The organism is Kitasatospora sp. NPDC057518, assembly GCF_042802075.1.
In the GTDB taxonomy this organism is placed as follows: Bacteria; Actinomycetota; Actinomycetes; order Streptomycetales; family Streptomycetaceae; genus Kitasatospora.
On record NZ_JBHVEU010000058.1, the window covers coordinates 1 to 16,205 of the forward strand.

At 75.5% G+C, this 16,205-nt stretch carries 13 protein-coding genes; 7 read left to right on the forward strand and 6 right to left on the reverse strand.

Annotation, left to right across the window (positions count from 1 at the left end; all coding sequences use genetic code 11):
- The first annotated feature begins 133 nt into the window (after positions 1-133).
- A complete protein-coding gene (locus ACFU7Z_RS08765; RefSeq protein ID WP_049651041.1) occupies positions 134-922 on the forward strand; it encodes an SDR family NAD(P)-dependent oxidoreductase in 789 nt (262 codons plus the stop codon).
- Positions 923-994: 72 nt separating this feature from the next.
- On the opposite strand, the gene ACFU7Z_RS08770 is transcribed toward ACFU7Z_RS08765, so the two are convergent.
- Positions 995-1,924: an NAD(P)-dependent oxidoreductase gene (locus ACFU7Z_RS08770; RefSeq protein WP_380777046.1), complete on the reverse strand. Its 930-nt coding sequence runs from the start codon at positions 1,922-1,924 to the stop codon at positions 995-997.
- Between the two features lie 88 nt (positions 1,925-2,012).
- On the opposite strand from ACFU7Z_RS08770, the gene ACFU7Z_RS08775 reads away from it, so the two are divergent.
- Complete coding sequence (locus ACFU7Z_RS08775) at positions 2,013-2,636, forward strand: MerR family transcriptional regulator (RefSeq protein WP_380777047.1); 624 nt, start codon at positions 2,013-2,015, stop codon at positions 2,634-2,636.
- A 4-nt stretch (positions 2,637-2,640) separates the two neighbouring features.
- Complete coding sequence (locus tag ACFU7Z_RS08780; protein WP_380777048.1) at positions 2,641-3,414, forward strand: GNAT family N-acetyltransferase; 774 nt, start codon at positions 2,641-2,643, stop codon at positions 3,412-3,414.
- Positions 3,415-3,855: 441 nt separating this feature from the next.
- Here the strand turns inward: ACFU7Z_RS08780 and ACFU7Z_RS08785 are convergent, their stop codons facing one another.
- The 4 genes from ACFU7Z_RS08785 to ACFU7Z_RS08800 form a co-directional block, all read right to left on the reverse strand.
- Entirely contained in the window at positions 3,856-4,992 is a 1,137-nt protein-coding gene (locus ACFU7Z_RS08785; RefSeq protein ID WP_117492128.1) for a PP2C family protein-serine/threonine phosphatase, read from the reverse strand.
- 232 nt (positions 4,993-5,224) lie between these two features.
- The gene (locus ACFU7Z_RS08790) at positions 5,225-5,647 is read right to left on the reverse strand and encodes a MarR family winged helix-turn-helix transcriptional regulator (protein WP_049651037.1); all 423 of its coding nucleotides are present in this window, start codon (positions 5,645-5,647) and stop codon (positions 5,225-5,227) included.
- Positions 5,648-5,677: 30 nt separating this feature from the next.
- Positions 5,678-6,898 (reverse strand): M48 family metalloprotease, encoded by a 1,221-nt coding sequence (locus ACFU7Z_RS08795; RefSeq protein WP_380777049.1) that lies wholly within the window; start codon positions 6,896-6,898, stop codon positions 5,678-5,680.
- A 147-nt stretch (positions 6,899-7,045) separates the two neighbouring features.
- Positions 7,046-7,834, reverse strand: coding sequence for a universal stress protein (locus ACFU7Z_RS08800; RefSeq protein WP_380777050.1), 789 nt, complete (start codon positions 7,832-7,834; stop codon positions 7,046-7,048).
- A 359-nt stretch (positions 7,835-8,193) separates the two neighbouring features.
- Here ACFU7Z_RS08800 and ACFU7Z_RS08805 point away from each other — a divergent pair, with 359 nt between their 5' ends.
- A complete protein-coding gene (locus ACFU7Z_RS08805; protein ID WP_380777051.1) occupies positions 8,194-9,432 on the forward strand; it encodes a CapA family protein in 1,239 nt (412 codons plus the stop codon).
- Positions 9,433-9,605: 173 nt separating this feature from the next.
- Here ACFU7Z_RS08805 and pepN read toward each other — a convergent pair whose 3' ends face one another.
- Positions 9,606-12,095: an aminopeptidase N gene (pepN, locus tag ACFU7Z_RS08810; RefSeq protein ID WP_380777052.1), complete on the reverse strand. Its 2,490-nt coding sequence runs from the start codon at positions 12,093-12,095 to the stop codon at positions 9,606-9,608.
- A 262-nt stretch (positions 12,096-12,357) separates the two neighbouring features.
- On the opposite strand from pepN, the gene ACFU7Z_RS08815 reads away from it, so the two are divergent.
- The 3 genes from ACFU7Z_RS08815 to ACFU7Z_RS08825 all read left to right on the forward strand — a co-directional run bounded on the left by ACFU7Z_RS08815 (position 12,358) and on the right by ACFU7Z_RS08825 (position 16,158).
- Entirely contained in the window at positions 12,358-13,173 is an 816-nt protein-coding gene (locus ACFU7Z_RS08815) for a 2,3-dihydro-2,3-dihydroxybenzoate dehydrogenase (protein ID WP_380777053.1), read from the forward strand.
- 97 nt (positions 13,174-13,270) lie between these two features.
- Positions 13,271-14,482: an isochorismate synthase DhbC gene (dhbC, locus tag ACFU7Z_RS08820; RefSeq protein WP_380777058.1), complete on the forward strand. Its 1,212-nt coding sequence runs from the start codon at positions 13,271-13,273 to the stop codon at positions 14,480-14,482.
- Positions 14,479-16,158 carry a (2,3-dihydroxybenzoyl)adenylate synthase gene (locus tag ACFU7Z_RS08825; RefSeq protein WP_380777054.1) on the forward strand — a complete coding sequence of 560 codons (1,680 nt, stop codon included), beginning with the start codon at positions 14,479-14,481 and terminating at the stop codon, positions 16,156-16,158. Before dhbC ends, ACFU7Z_RS08825 begins: the two co-directional genes overlap by 4 nt.
- Positions 16,159-16,205 lie beyond the last annotated feature (47 nt).

Genomic DNA, 16,205 nt, shown 5'->3' on the forward strand with positions numbered 1-16,205 from the left:
CTGCCGGCTCCTGCTTCTCTCCGCTCCGCCCCCCGGTCCTGCTCCGGGCCGCTTTTGAGCCGCCGACCGGCCGGATCCGGCGGACCGGCCGAAGGCGCCCGACGCATGGCCGCCCGCTGGGTAGAGTCGCGCCATGGTGACTGAGAACGCGGGGAGCCCCGCGGGCGGGCGGCTGGCCGGCCGCTCCTGTGCGGTGACGGGTGCGGCCAGCGGTATCGGACGGGCCGTCGCCGAACGCTTCGTCCGGGAGGGCGCGTCGGTGGTCGCCTTCGACGTGGACGAGGCCGGGCTGGACCGGCTGGCCGAGCGGTTCCCGGACGCCGTCAGCACGGTGGTCGGCGACGTGGCCCGGGACGAGGACGCGCGCCGGCTGGTGGCCGCCGCCGTCGAGCGGCACGGGCGGTTGGACGTGCTGGTGGCCAACGCCGGGATCATCCCGCTGATGGAGATCACCGAGGCCACCGCCGAGGACTGGGACCACGTGATGGCGGTGGACGGCCGCGGCATGTTCCTCACCTGCAAGTACGCGATCGAGGCGATGACCGCGCAGGACCGGCCCGGCGGCTCGATCGTCTGCCTCTCCTCCATCTCCGGCGAGGCCGGACAGCGCGGCCAGGCGGTGTACGGGCCCGCCAAGTTCGTCGCCTCCGGCCTGACCAAGCACCTCGCCGTCGAATGGGCCGACCGCGGCATCCGGGTCAACGCCGTCGCCCCCGGCACCATCACCACCGAGCGGGTCGCCCGGCTGTACGACGAGCCCGGCGGCACCGAGTACCTCGGGGCGATCGAGAAGCTGCACCCGATGGGGCGGCTCGGCGACCCGGCCGAGGTCGCGGCGGCCGTCCTCTTCCTCGCCTCCGACGACGCGTCCTTCGTCACCGGGGTCGTGCTGCCGGTGGACGGCGGGTACCTGGCGCAGTAGCGGGCCCGGTCGGCGGGGTGTCCGGCTGCCCGGTTCCCGGCCGCTCGGTTGTCCGGTGACCTGGCTGCCCGGCTATCCGGCGAGCAGGTCGACCAGGGCGGACACCCCGTCCGACCCGTGCCCGGCCCCGACCGCCCGCCGGGTGACGGCGAGCGCCGCGTCCAGGACGGAGGTGTCCAGGCCGCGCGCCCGGGCGGTGTGCGCGACGTGCGCCAGCCCGGCCTCGGCGGAGGCGAGGCTGCTGTGGTCGCCCGGATGCCGGCGGTCGTCCGCGCGCTGCGCGAAGCGGTCGATCAGCGGCGGCAGCAGGCGCGGCAACCCCTGGGCGTACGGCGCGAGTTCGGCGCCGCTGATGCCCTCGGCGCGGGCCAGTGCGAGGGCGTGCAGGCAGCCGTGCACGGTGGTCCAGAACAGGTCGAGCAGGGCCGCGTCGAAGGCCGCCGCCCGGCCCGGGTCCGCGCCCACGTGGCGTACGGTGCCCAGCGCCCGCAGCGTCGCCTCGTGGGCGGCGAAGGCCTCGGCGTCGCCGCTCAGCAGGACGGTGCCCTCCGGGCGGCCGATGGTCGGGGTGGGGGTGAGGACCGCGGCGTTCAGGAGGCGGTAGCCCCGGGTCTCGGCGCCGGCGGCGTTCGCCCGCGCGTCGCCCGGCGCGGTCGAGGTGGCGTTGACGACGGTCCGGCCGCGCAGTGCCGCCCCGGCGGCCTCCAGTACGGCACGGGCGGCCGGCTGGTCGCGGACACAGAGCAGGACGAGCGGGGCGCCGGCCTTGGCGGAGCCCGTGGCTCCTTCGGTGGAGCCCGTCATCGCCTCGGCGGGGCTCGAGGCCGACCGCGCGCCGAGGGCGAGCGGTTCGGCGTCCCGGCCCGGCGTGCGGTTCCACACGGTGACCGGATGGCCGGCGGCCAGCAGCGCCCCGGCCAGCGCCCGGCCCATCGGACCCAGGCCCAGCACGGCAACGGCGGTGCGGTCAGGGGAGGTTGAGGAAGATCGTTCGTTCGGCATGGCGGTTACGCTAGACCTTCACGCCGGCGGCAGAGTCAAGGCGGAGGGGCACGGCGGAACGTCACGGGGGCTTCGGTGGAGAGCCCCGGTGGCGACCCGCGGTGGACGGTCCGTCGAGGAGGTGTCCGCGATGCGGATCGGAGAGCTTGCCCGGCGCACCGGGGCCACCCCGCGCGCGCTGCGCTACTACGAGGAGCAGGGGCTGCTCACGCCCGAGCGCCGCCCCAGCGGCTACCGCGAGTACGGAGAGCCGGACGTCGACACCGTCCGCGGGATCCGCACCCTGCTCGCGGCCGGCCTCAACAGCGCCGTGATCGCCGAGATCCTCCACGGCCTGCCGGGCCCGGGGCAGCGCCCTCCCGGCCCGACCTGCCCGGAACTGCTCGACGGTCTGGCCCGGGAACGCGCCCGGATCACCCGGCAGATGGACGAACTCGCCGAAGCGTGCGGCCTGTTGGACGCCATCATGGGCGCGGAGGCGCCGAGCGAGGCGATCCGGTCCGGCCGGCTCCGGGCGGCGGACCGCCGGTCGGCCGGGGAGCGTGAGCAGGCCGGGGGCCGTCGCCCGCAGCAGGACGGGGAGCGTGAGCAGACCGGGGGCCGTCGCCCGCGGCAGGACGGGGAGCGCCGCCCGGAGCCGACCCGGGGGCGCCGCCCGCAGCCGGTGGCGCGGAAACTCGATGGTGCGCGCTCGCGGACCGTGCTGGAGTGAGCGGATGGATCATGACGACATGCTTGCCCTGTTCGACGACCGGATCCGGCGCAACACGCCGCCCGATCCCGGCTGCCGCGTCGAGCGCGACGGTGCGGTGGTCCGGCAGGTGGGCTCGGAGCACAGCTGGAACGGCGTGGTCTGGTCCGGGCTGGACGAGGCCGGGGCGGACGCGGCGATCGCCGCGCAGGTGCGCCACTTCGCCGGACTGGGGCTGGAGTTCGAGTGGAAGGCCTACTCCCACGACCGCCCCGCCGACCTCGGCGCCCGCCTGCTGGCGGCCGGTTTCACCCCGGAGCCGGACGAGGCGCTGATGCTCGCCCGGATCGCGGACCTGCCCGCCGAGGCCGCCCTGCCCGAGGGCGTCCGGCTGCTCCCGGTGACCGACCCGGCCGGGGTGGACCTGCTGATGGACGCCCACACACAGGCCTTCGGCGCCGAGAACCCCCGTCTGCGCGAGCGGCTGCTCGACCACCTGCGGCACGGCGTCGGGACGGTCAGCATGGTCGTCGCGATGGCCGGCGACCGCCCGGTCAGCGGCGCCAGGATGGAGCTGATCCCGGGGACCGGGTTCGCCGGACTCTGGGGCGGCGGCACCGCACCCGACTGGCGCGGCCGGGGCATCTACCGCGCCCTCATCGCCCACCGCGCCCGCCTCGCGGCCGAGCTCGGCTACGAGTACCTCCAGGTCGACGCGAGCGACCAGAGCCGGCCGATCCTGCAGCGCCTCGGCTTCGCCTGGGTGAGCACGACGACCCCGTACGTCCGCCGGCCGTAGGGCCTGCCGGGGGCCGCGGGTACGGGTACGGGTGGGGAGATTCCTTTCCACCGTGTGGACGCGGCCGGTGTGCCCCTGCCGATCGGCAGGGGGACGTGGGGGTGCCGCTGCTCAGGATGTGCCGTTCGGTACATGTGCGGGAGGGGTGGCCGGGGTCATCGTTGGGGCACCACGAGCGGGGCCGTCCGGGCCCCGGGAAGGAGCCCCGGCATGTTCGACCTCCGCCACCCGCGCGCCCTCGCCGCGACGGTTGCCGTGCCCGCCCTCCTCGGCCTGGGCTTCGGCCTCGGCCTCGGGCTCGTACACGCCCGGAGGCGATCAGGCCGGGAGCCGTGCCCGAGGCACCGCGGCCGGCCCGACGAGGGTCGTGAGAAGGCAATCCGACAGGGCTGCCTGCTGTCGTTCCGAGGACACTCGTCACGGGGCGCTCCTCGGCCGCCCTCACGGCAGCCGCTCGACCACGACCATGGCCGCGTCGTCGTCCAGTCGGCCGCCGACGTGGGCGAGCAGGTCGCGGCGCAGGTGGTGGAGCAGGGCGGCGGGGTGTTCGGCACGCCAGGCGGTGACGCGTTCGGTGAGCGGGTAGAAGCGCCGCTGGGCGTCGCGGGCCTCGATCACGCCGTCGGTGTAGATCAGCAGCCGGTCGCCGGGCCGGAACGGGAAGGTCTCCGTCTCGTACCGCGTCGGCGCGAGCTCGCCGAGGCCCAGCGGCGGGGAGGGTTGGCGGGCGGCGAGGGCGGTGATGCCGTCGGGGTGCAGCAGCAGCGGGGGAGGGTGGCCGCAGTCGATCAGGCGCACCGGGGAGCCGTCGTCGGGGATGTCGAGCAGCACGGCGGTGATGAACGACTCGCCGGAGTCGCCGCTCTCCTCCGGGGGTTCCTCGGGCGGGGGGAAGGGCAGTGCGGAGAGCGCCTGCCGCTCGCGCCGCTCCCACCGGTCCCGCCGGGACTGTTCGGCGAGCTGGGCGAGGTCCCAGCTGACGCTGCCGTCCAGGTAGGCGGCCAGGTCGGGCAGTTCGGCGTGCAGGTGGGCGGCGGCGCGGAAGGCGCCGAGCAGCAGGGCCGCGTCGCCGAGCGAGGAGAGGCCCTTGCCGCGCACGTCGCCGACCAGCAGCCGGGTGCCGGTGGCGGTGCGGGCGGCCGCGTACAGGTCGCCGCCGACCTGCGCCTCGGCCTCGGCGGCCAGGTAGACGGAGGCCAGGTGCAGCGGGCCGATCCGCTCCGGCAGCGGGCGCAGCAGCACCCGCTGGGCGGCCTCGGACACCGAGCGCACCCGGGCCAGTTCGCGCTCGTGCCGTTCGCGCAGCACCCGCAGGCCCACGATCAGTGCCGAGACGATCAGCTGCGCGCTGAGCTGGGTCTCGATGTTCGCGCTGGTCAGGCCGTCCCGGACGGCGCCGATGACGGTCAGCGCGGCGAACGCGAGCGCGGCGACCCCGGCGGTGGCCCGGGGGCCGGCGAAGGAGGCGGTGAGGGCGGGGGCGACGATCAGCAGCGGGCCGAGGTGGACGTCCGGCGGGGAGACGATGTCGACGACGGTGATCAGCACGATCAGCGCGAGCGTGAGCGCCGTCAGCACCCGGCGGTCGGGCCGCCAGGCGCGGCGGTGGTCGGGGGGATGCGGCGCGGGCGGCGGGTGCGGCGCATCGGGACGCTGCCGGAGGGGCACTCCTCCTCTGTACACCGTGGGGGTGCCGGGGCGCACCCGGAGCGGCCGGGCTCACTCCCCGGCAGCGTTCGGTTCCTGATCCCCGCCGACGCTCGGCTCACGCCTCCCGGCAGGGCTCCGCCCGCTCCCCTGCGGTGCCCGGTCAGCCCTCCTGGCCGTAGCGGGCCAGGTAGTCGGCGAAGCGGGCGACGTCCTCGTCGGACCAGTCGGTGAAGCGCGCGGTGAAGGAGAGCCGACGCTGCTCGTTGGCGTCCCGCAGCAGGGTGAGCCCCGCCTCGGTGGCGCGCAGGATCTGGCCGCGCTGGTCGTCCGGGTCGGTCTCGCGGGCCAGCAGGCCGAGCTTCTCCAGGGCGGTGACCTGGCGGCTGACGGTGGACTTGTCGAGCATGAAGTACGCGGCCACGTCGGCGGCCCGGCAGCCGCCGCGCTCGGTGATCAGGTCGAGGATGCTGTAGGTGACCAGCGAGAGGTCGGGGTGCAGCTGGGAGGCCTTGTGCCGGGCGCGGCGGGCGAAGGCGGTCAGCTCGCGCTGGATGGTCTCGATGGACGACTGGCGGCCGGGCACGGCGTTCCTATCTCCTCGATATTTGTTGCACTATACAACAGATGTGCCCGGGATCGCGCCCCGCTCCGGCGCCCGCCGTTCCGGTGCGGCCTGCCAGGCGCGGGCGGCGGCGATCCGGCTGGTCGCACTCGGGTGAGTGGCGAACAGTAGCTCAAGCACCCTCGGCGGGTCGACATCGGAGACGTTCGCCACGGCCAGTCTGCGCTGCATCGCCACGAACTGCTCGACGTCCCCGGTCAGTTCGAGCGCGTGCCGGTCCGCCCTGGCCTCGATCCGACGGCTCACCGCACACTGCGCCGGCCCCGACAGCGCGCCCAGCAGCGCCGCCAGTGCCGCCAGCAGCGGCAGCGCCCGGGGGTCCGCCGCGTCCGCCGCCCCGGCGGCGTCCAGCAGCGGCCGCCAGGTGGCGAGCAGGCCGAGGACGGCCACCGCGACGGCCGCACCGACCGCGCCCAGCGCGGTACCCACCGGCACGTCCCGGTGCTTGACGTGGCCCAGCTCGTGCGCGACCACCAGTTCCACCTCGCGCGGCTCGGCGGTGGTCAGCAGGGTGTCGTACGCGACGATCCGGCGGGTCGCCCCGAACCCGGAGACGTACGCGTTGAGCGCGGTGGTGCGGCGGGAGGCGTCCGCGACCAGGACGTCCCGCACCCGGACGCCGTCCCGCTCGGCCAGCGCCAGCAGCGCGGTGCGCAGCTCCCCCGGGGGCATCGGGGAGAAGCGGTTGAACACCGGCTCGATCAGCAGCGGATGGAGGAAGGAGAGCGCCACCGTCAGCAGCGCCGCCGCGCCCGCCCCCGGCAGCCACCAGCGCTGCGGCGACCAGGCGGTCAGCGCGAACAGCCCGAGCGCGAGCGGGAGGACGAGGACGAGGGTGAGCGCGAGGCCGCGTACGGCGTCCAACGCCCACCCGGCCCAGCCCTGGGTCACCAGCCCGTACCGGGCCCGGACGGTCCGCGCCCCGGCGCCGAACGGCAGCTGCAGCGCCTGGCCGAGCAGCACCAGGGCTGCCGCTCCGGCCAGCACCCCGGCCGTCCGGGAGCCGCCGAACCAGCCGCCGACGGCGGTCACCACGGCGGCGCCGGCCGGGGTGAGGCCGAGCAGCAGGGTGAGCGCCAGGCCTGCCAGCCGCCCGCCCAGCGCCCACGGCAGCTGGGCGCGGCGCAGTGCCCGGCCCCGGGCGCGCTCGTCGGGGGAGAAGTCCGGGGTGGCCTCCGGGGTGGGGGCCGCGGAGGCTGGCGTGGTGTCCATGGCGGGGAGCGGCTCTCTTCCGGTCGGGGCGGGGAGGATCGGGTCGGGGAGGGACGGGGGTACGGCGGTTCAGCGGTGATTCAGCATGGCGTACCCGGCCGCTCGCTGCTCACGCCACGGCCCGGTTCCCACCCCCGGCCGGGTTGTTCACTCCTCCGTGGTCCCGGTGGCGCCGTGGACGCCGGCGCGCAGCAGCTGGTGGCCGAGGTCCACCAGGGCGCGGCCGACCGCGAACTCGTCGCCGACCGCCGGGTCCGGGGCGTCGCGCGGGTTGCGGCGGGAGCGGGTGTCGCTGTGCAGCACGTTGCCGTCGGCGTCCAGCACGGCGTGCACCCGGGTGGTGTCCTCGTCCTCGACCACGTGCAGGCTGAGCTGCCAGTCCTTGGTGCGCACGGCCCCGGGCGCCGGCTGTTCGACCCCGAGGGCGGTAGCCGCGGGGGAGGCCGTCCCGTCGGCGCGGACGATCACCACCGGGCAGACCCCGTGCACCGCGCACCGGGTGGACACCGAGCCGAGCAGGGTCCGGGCGAAGGTGCCCCGGCCGCGACTGCCCAGCACCAGCAGGTCGGCCCCCTCGGCGGCCTCCAGCAGCACCTCGGCGGCGTGGCCCAGCACCAGGCTCTCCCGGACGTCCACCGGGCGGTCCGGGCCGAGGACCTCGTTGATCTCGGCGCTCAGCGTCCGGCGGGCGATCCGTTCGAAGCCGTCGTCCACCATCGGCGCGAACCACCCGTACAGCGAGGGGTACTCCCAGGCCGCCACCGCGTGCACCGTCGCCCCGGTGAGCACGGCCTGGCCGACCGCCCAGCGCAGGGCCGCCTTCGACGGCGGGGAGCCGTCGATCCCGACCACGATCCGGCGCTCCCGGGCGGGGGAGGCGCGGCCGCCGCCCGCGGGGGAGACGTCACCCGCGGAGGAGAGCTGATTGCTGCCCATCACGTCACACCTCCGGGCCTTCGGTGCGGGACTCGCCCCCCTACGCGCGCGCTCCCCTGCACGGGCTCCCCTGCACGGGTTCCCCCCGCACGCGCTTCCCCCGTACTCGTCCCCTCCACACCACGCTGCGCGCCCCGCCCGCCTCCGCGCCAGGGACATGGTGGCCCGGTCGGGTGGGCGGTTGGGACGGGTCGGCCAGGCGGGCCGGGTGCGCCGTCCGGGGAGCGGCCGTCGGCGCCCGGTCGGGGCCGCCGCGCCGTGCCCTTTTGTGGCCGGAATGTTGCGGGCTCGGGTCCGAGCGGTGGTGATTCGGTGGCGTACGCTGATCGTTCTCGCATCATCCTCGGGGGGATCCACTCATGCGCCGTGCCGCGGCCGCCGTCGCGCTGTTCGCCGGACTGACCGCCGTCACCGCCTGCGGGCCGGACGACCCCGCCCCGGCCCCGGCCTCCGCCGCCCCCGTCCCGCCGGGCGAGTCCTCGGCGCCGGGCGGCTCGCCCTCCGGCACGGCCCCGGGCAAGAGCGCCCCGCCCCGGCCCGACGGCACCATCACCGTCGCCTTCGCCGGGGACGTCCACTTCGAGGGCCGCACCGAGGCCCGGCTGGCGGTCAAGCCGCCCGAGCCTGCGCTCGGCCCGATCTCCCGCACCCTCGCCGACGCCGACCTGTCCGTCCTCAACCTGGAGACCGCGATCACCGGGCGCGGCGCCCCGGAGCCGAAGACGTACACCTTCCGCACCTCGCCCAAGGCGCTGTCGGTGCTCAAGGACTCGGGCGTCGACGTCGTCTCGATGGCCAACAACCACGCCGTGGACTTCGGCGCCGACGGCCTCACCGACACCCTCGCCGCCAAGGACTCCTCGCCGATCCCGGTGGTCGGCGTCGGGCGCAACGCCAAGGAGGCGTACGCCCCGTACGTCACCACCGTGCGCGGGGTGAAGGTCGCGGTGGTCGCCGCCAGCCAGGTCGAGGACCTCACCAACCAGAAGTGGCGGGCCGGCGCGAGCAAGCCGGGCATCGCCTCGGCGCTGGACGTCCCGGCGCTGGTCAAGGCGGTGGAGACGGCGAAGCAGCAGGCCCCGGTGGTGCTCGTCTACCTGCACTGGGGCGACGAGGGCAAGGCCTGCCCGACCGGTCCGCAGACCACCATCGCCAAGAAGCTCGCCACCGCCGGAGCCACCGCCGTGGTCGGCACCCACGCGCACACCATGGTCGGCTCGGGCATGCTCGGCGACACCTACATCGGGTACGGCTTCGGCAACTTCCTCTGGTACGGCACCTCGAACTACGCCAACTCCAACGAGACCGGCGTCACCACCCTCACCCTCACCGCCGACGGGAAGGTGACCGGCGAGGCCTTCACCCCGGCCACCATCGACGACAAGGGCATCCCGGAGCCGGTCACCGGCGCCACCGCCGAGGCCGCCCTCAAGCGCCGCGACGGCCTGCGCGGCTGCACCGGCCTCTCCCCGGCGCCCGCCGCCCCGGGCGCCCCCGGCACCCCCAGCACCCCCGCTACGGCCCCCGCCTCCACGGCTCCCGGGAAGTCCTCGACGGCTCCCGCGAAGGCTCCGACGACCCCGGCCGCACCGCGCTAGATTCCGGTCGACCGGCCCGGGGCACGTCCTGCGGGAGCCCTGCCGGACGGGCCCTGCCGGAGGACGGGCCCTGCCGGACCAGGGCGCGGCGTTGCGGTGCGGCGCCACGGGACAGCACGAGACGGCGGCGCGACCACCCGGGCCGCGCCGCCGCCTACCGCCCGCCGGGGGTGCTACCGCTCGGCCCGCGCCCGTGCCCGGACGGCGCGGCGCAGGGTGTCCAGCTGGTCCACCAGTCCACGCCGGGTCGCCGCGGTGAGCTCCGGGTCGGCCAGGCAGGCCTCGGCCGCCCGTACCGTCCGGTCGGTGGCGGCGAAGGCGGGGAAGCCCGTGGTGGCGAGCACCCGGGCCAGTGCGGGGCCGCGGCGGGCGGCGGCCGACCCCAGCTCCTCGAAGTAGCGGGCGGTCAGCCCGTCCAGCAGCTCGGCCTGCTCGGGCTGCCACAGGCCCCTGGCGGTGGCGGCGGCCAGGTAGTTGGAGAGCTCGCCGTGGAACAGCGCCTGCCAGGCTGCCTCCTTGGCCCCCGGGTCGGGCAGCGCGGCGCGGCAGCGCGCGGCGCCCTTCTCGCTGGTGTCGCTGGGGTCGGCGGCGAGTTCGGCGGCGATCTCCGGCTCGCCCGCCGCGCCGAGCACGCACAGCCGAAGCAGCAGCTGCCAGCGCAGGTCCGGGTCGAGCACCGGCCCGCCGGGCACGGTGCCGGCCGCCAGCCAGTCGCGCAGCTCGGCGGCCTGCGCCTCGCCGGCGGCGGTGCCGATCACGCCGCGCGCGGCCACCAGGCGCAGCCCGGTGCGGTCCGTTTCGTCCTCGGTGCGGCGCAGCAGGGTGCGGCAGACCTCGTTCAGGACGGCCAGTGCCGCCGGCCGTGCGGTCGGCGGCACGGCGCAGTCCACCACGAAGTCGCGGGCGAAGGAGAGCACCGCGTCGACCAGGTGCACCGAGGTCTCGCCGGGCAGGTGGGCGGCGACCAGCTCCAGGTACTCGCCGGGTGCCAGCTCTCCGTCGCGCACCTCGTCCCGGGCGGCGCTCCAGAGCACGGCGCGGGCCAGCTCCTCGGGCACGGCGCCGAGCGAGGAGCGCACGGTCCGCCAGGAGCCGGGGTCGAGACGGATCTTGACGAAGCTGAGGTCGGTGTCGTTGAGCAGGGTCAGCTCGGCGTCGGCCTTCACCGCCGCGGTGCCGTCGGCCGCCAGGTCGAGCGGCACGCGGTCGGCCAGCTCCAGGGCGCCCTCGGCGGTGCGCCGGTAGTGGCCCACGGTCAGCTGGTGCGGGCGCGGCCCGCCGTCGGCCGAGGTGTGCTCGATCCGGCCGTCGGTCAGCCGCAGGGTGTCCACGCCGGTGGTGCGCAGCCAGCGGTCGGCCCAGCCGTGGACGTCGCGGCCGCTGGTCGCGGCCAGGGCCCGGAGCAGGTCGTCGAGGGTGGCGTTGCCGAAGGCGTGCTCGTCGAAGTAGTCGTTGACGCCGGCCAGGAAGGCCTCCTCGCCGAGCCAGGCGACCAGCTGGCGCAGCGCGGCGGCGCCCTTGGCGTAGGAGATGCCGTCGAAGTTCTGCAGCGCCTGGGCGGTGTCGTCCACCGTGCCGGGTGCCACCGGGTGGGTGGAGGGGCGCTGGTCGGCGTCGTAGCCCCAGGTCTTGCGGTTGGCGGCGAAGCCGGTCCAGGCGCTGGTGAAGCGGGTGGAGGAGGCGGTGACGCTGTAGGCCATGTACTCGGCGAAGGACTCGTTCAGCCACAGGTCGTCCCACCACTTCATGGTGACCAGGTCGCCGAACCACATGTGCGCCATCTCGTGCACCACCACCAGGGCGCGCTCCTCGCGCCTGGTGTCGTCCACGGCGGAGCGGAAGACGAACTCGTCGCGCAGCGTGACGCAGCCCGGGTTCTCCATCGCGCCGGCGTTGAACTCCGGCACGAAGCACTGGTCGTAGCTGTCGAAGGGGTAGCGGTGCCGGAAGACCCGGTGGTAGTGGTCGAAGCCCTGCCGGGTGACCTCCAGCAGCTCGGGGGCGTCGGCGTCCAAGTGGGCGGCGAGCGAGCGGCGGCAGTGCAGGCCGAGCGGGATCCCGTCGTGCTCGGCGCGCACCGAGTGCAGCGGGCCGGCCACCACGGAGACCAGGTAGCTGCTGATCGCCGGGGTGGGCGCGAACTCCCAGCGCCCGGGCGTGACCTGGCGGCCCACGCCGTTGCCGACCACGGTCCACTGCCGCGGCGCGGTGACGGACACCGTGTACCGCGCCTTGAGGTCGGGCTGGTCGAAGGACGCGAAGACCCGCGGGCCGTCGTCGAGGAAGGACTGGGTGTAGACGTAGTCCTCGCCGTCGGCCGGGTCGGTGAAGCGGTGCATGCCCTCGCCGGTGTGCGAGTAGGCCATGTCGGCCTCGACGGTGAGCTCGTTGTCGGCCGCCAGGCCGGTCAGCGGGAAGCGCCCGGCGCGCAGCGCGGCGACGTCCAGTTCGCGGCCGTTCAGCACCACCCGGCGGAGCGCGGCCGGTTTGACGTCCACGTAGGTCCCGGCGCCCGGGGTGGTACAGCCGAAGCGGATCACCGTGGTGGAGCCGAAGACCTCCGGACCGCGGGTCAGGTCGAGGTCGAGGCGGACGGTGCGGACGTCGAGCAGGTGGTGGCGCTCGACGGCCTCGGCCCGGGTGAGTACTGAGGTATCAGACATACGGGTCATGCTGCTTCATCCACGGGTGGGCGGCACCCGCTTTTCGGCACCCGTTTTTCGGTGCGGGCTTTTCGGTGCCGGCCTTTTGGCACCCGCTCTTCGATGCCCGCTTCTCGATGTCGGCTCTTCGGTGCCGGAAGGAGACCGGGGCCGCCGGATCGTCCGGGGCGGACGGCCTCCGTGCGTCCGGAGCGAGTTGACGGCGAAGCAGCGGGATTCGTACAGGCGCTCGGCACAGGCGAACAGCTGTGTTAGGTTAGGCTTGCCTAATCTTGCTGGTCGGAGGGGATGTCCTGTGCAGCAACAGTCCGAATTCGCCGGTGTCGTCGCGATGGTCACCGGGGCCGGGCAGGGCATCGGCGCGGCCGTGGTGCGGGCGCTGGTGGCCGAGGGAGCCGTCGTCGCGGCGGTGGACCGCGATCCCGGCGGGATCGACGCGCTGGCGGCCGAGCTGCCGTCCGTGCGTCCCTACGCGCTGGACGTCTCGGACGCCCGGGCGGTCGACAGCACCGTGGAGTCGATCGAGAGCCGGCTCGGACCGATCGGCGTGCTGGTCAACGTCGCGGGAATCCTGCGCACCGCCCCGGTCGTCGAACTCACCGACGGGGACTGGGCGGACACCTTCGCCGTCAACACCACCGGCGTCTTCCACACCAGCCGCGCCGTCGGCCGCCGGATGGCGGACCGCGGACGCGGGGCGGTCGTGGCCGTCGGCTCCAACGCCGCCGGGGTGCCGCGCGCCGGGATGGCCGCCTACGCGGCGTCCAAGGCGGCGGCCACCATGTTCACCCGCTGCCTGGGGCTGGAACTCGCCCGGTCCGGGGTGCGGTGCAACGTGGTGTCGCCCGGCTCGACCGACACCGCGATGCAGCGCGCGCTGTGGGGCGAGGACGCCGAGGCGGCCGAACGCCGGGTGATCGAGGGCGACCTGGGCGCCTGGCGGGTCGGCATCCCGCTCGGGCGGATCGCCGCGCCCGCCGACATCGCGGAGGCCGTGGTGTTCCTGGCCTCCGACCGGGCGCGGCACATCACCATGCACGACCTGTACGTCGACGGCGGCGCGACCCTGCGCGCCTGAGCGGAACGCCGTCGGTCCTCCTCCCACCCCCCCCGAAGAACCGTCCCAGACTGGAGAAACCGCCGTGACCACGGTGCACCACGCCCCCGCCGGGCCGATACCCGCCGGGCCCGACGCCCCGGCGACCGCCCTCGCCGAGGGCCAGGACCACGCCGTCATCGGCGCGGCCAGCGGACTGCTCGGCCAGTACCGGGCCGGCTCCGACGAGGCGTTCTTCGCCTCGCCGACCCGCACCCTGCTCGGCTCCGGGGTGCACGCCCGGGTGCCGCAGGACGGGCGGCCGCTGCCGGTGCGGGTCGCCGAGACGCTGGCCGAGGCGGGCCGCTCCGGCGTCGAACGGCCGCTGGTGGTCGGCGCGGTGGCGTTCGACCGGGACAGCCGGGTCGAACTCGCCGTCCCCGCCCGGGTCCGCACCGCCGGGGCGCTGCGCGACGACCCGCTGATCGCCCTGCCCGCGCCGCCGGCCGAGCAGGCCGACTGGCGGATCGACCCGGTGCCCGCGCCCGAGGCGTACGGCGCGGGCGTCGCGGCGGCCGTCGAGCGGCTGCGCGGCGGGGAGTTGAGCAAGGTGGTGCTGGCCAGGACGCTGGAGCTGAGCGCCGCGCGGCCGCTCGACCTGCCCGCCATCCTGCAGCGGCTGGCCCGCCGCGACCCGGGCGGCTACACCTTCGCCGTCCCGTCCGGCGGCGGCCGCACCCTGGTCGGCGCCAGCCCCGAACTCCTGCTCTCCCGGCGGGGAACGGCCGTGCTCGCCAACCCGCTGGCCGGCTCCGTGCCGCGCAGCGAGGACCTCGGTGAGGACGTCCGGCGCGCCGCCGCGCTGCTGGAGTCGCCCAAGGACCTGCACGAGCACGCCGTCGTGGTGGACGCCATCCGCGAGGCGCTGGCGCCGTACTGCCGCACCCTGGAGGTGCCCGAACGGCCCACCCTGGTACGGACGGCCGCGATGTGGCACCTGGCCACCACGATCCGCGGCGAGCTGGCCGACCCGGCGGTCTCCGCCCTCGAACTGGCCTGCGCGCTGCACCCCACCCCGGCGGTCTGCGGCACGCCGACGGACGTCGCCCGCCGGGTGATCGGCGAGGTCGAGCCCTTCGACCGCGGCCTCTACACCGGCATGGTCGGCTGGGAGGACGCGACCGGCGACGGCGAGTGGGTGGTCACCATCCGCTGCGCCGAGGCGGAGGGGCGGACGCTGCGGGTGTACGCCGGTGCCGGCGTGGTCGAGCAGTCCCGGCCGGAGGCCGAACTCGCCGAGACCAGCGCCAAGTTCCGCACCTTCCTGGACGCCGCGGGGGTGGCCCGGTGACGCCGCTGGAGACGGCCCGGGCGGGCTTCACCCCGTACCCCGCCGAGTTCGCCGAGCGCTACCGGGCCGCCGGGTACTGGCGCGGCGAGACCTTCGGGCGGATGCTGCGCGAGCGCGCCGCCGAGCACGGCGGGCGCACCGCCGTCGTCGACCCGGGCGGCCACGGCGTGGCGGCGACCGAGCGGCGCTGGACGTACGCCGAACTCGACCGCCGGGCCGACCGGATGGCCGCCGGACTGCTCGCCCGGGGCATCCGGGCCGGGGACCGGGTGGTGGTCCAACTGCCCAACGCCGCCGAGTTCTTCGAGGTCGTGTTCGCGCTGTTCCGGATCGGCGCGCTGCCGGTCTTCGCGCTGCCCGCCCACCGGTACGCCGAGATCGGGTACTTCTGCTCCTTCACCGGGGCGGCGGCGTACGTGGTGCCCGCCGTCGAGGGCGGCTTCGACTACCGCGAACTCGCCACCCGGGTACGGGCGGAGAACCCCGCGCTGCGGCTGGTGCTGGTGGCCGGCGAGGACCCGGGGGAGCACGTCCGGCTCGCGGACGTGCCCTGCGACGGGCCCGGCCCGGAGGCCTTCGGCGGGGAGCCCGGTCCCGAGGACGTCGCCTTCCTCCAGCTCTCCGGCGGCAGCACCGGCGTGCCGAAGCTGATCCCGCGCACCCACGACGACTACATCTACTCGCTGCGCGGCTCGGTCGAGCTGTGCGGCCAGGACCCGGACAGCGTGTACCTGTGCGTGCTGCCCGCCGCCCACAACTTCCCGCTCAGTTCGCCGGGTTCGCTCGGCACGCTGTACGCCGGCGGCCGGGTGGTGCTCTGCCCGCAGCCCGCCCCCGAGACGGCCTTCCCGCTGATCGAGCGCGAGGGCGTGACCATCACCGGGCTGGTGCCGCCGCTCGCGCTGCTCTGGCTGGACGCCGCCGAGCGCGGTGTCCGCGGCTACGAGAGCCTGGAGGTGCTGCTGGTCGGCGGCGCCAAGTTCAGCGAGGAGGCGGCCCGGAGGGTGCGCCCGGTGCTGGGCTGCACGCTCCAGCAGGTGTTCGGGATGGCCGAGGGCCTGGTCAACTACACCCGGCTGGACGACCCGGAGGAGCTGGTCACCACCACCCAGGGCCGGCCGATCTCGCCCGACGACGAGGTCCGGGTCGTGGACGACCAGGACCGGGACCTGCCCGACGGCGCCACCGGACACCTGCTCACGCGCGGCCCGTACACCATCCGCGGCTACTGGAACGCGCCCGGGCACAACGCCGACTCCTTCACGGCGGACGGCTTCTACCGCACCGGGGACCTGGTCCGGCGCACCCCCACCGGCCACCTGGTGGTCGAGGGGCGGGCCAAGGACCAGATCAACCGGGGCGGGGAGAAGGTCGCCGCCGAGGAGATCGAGAACCACCTGCTCGCGCACCCCGCGGTGCACGACGCGGCGGTGGTGTCGATGCCCGACCCGTACCTGGGCGAGCGCACCTGCGCGTACGTGGTGCTGCGCGCCGAGAGTCGTGAACAGCCCCCGAAGAGCGTCGAGTTGAAGCGGTTCGTGCGACAGCGCGGGCTCGCCGAGTACAAGGTGCCGGACCGGGTCGAGTTCGTCGCCGCCTTCCCGGCCACCGGGATCGGGAAGGTCAGCAAGAAGGAGCTGCGGGCCGCGATCGCGGCCTCGCTGACCACCGGCTGACGCCTCCGTCCTTCGTCGCCACCTCGCCACATCTAGCTAAGGAACAC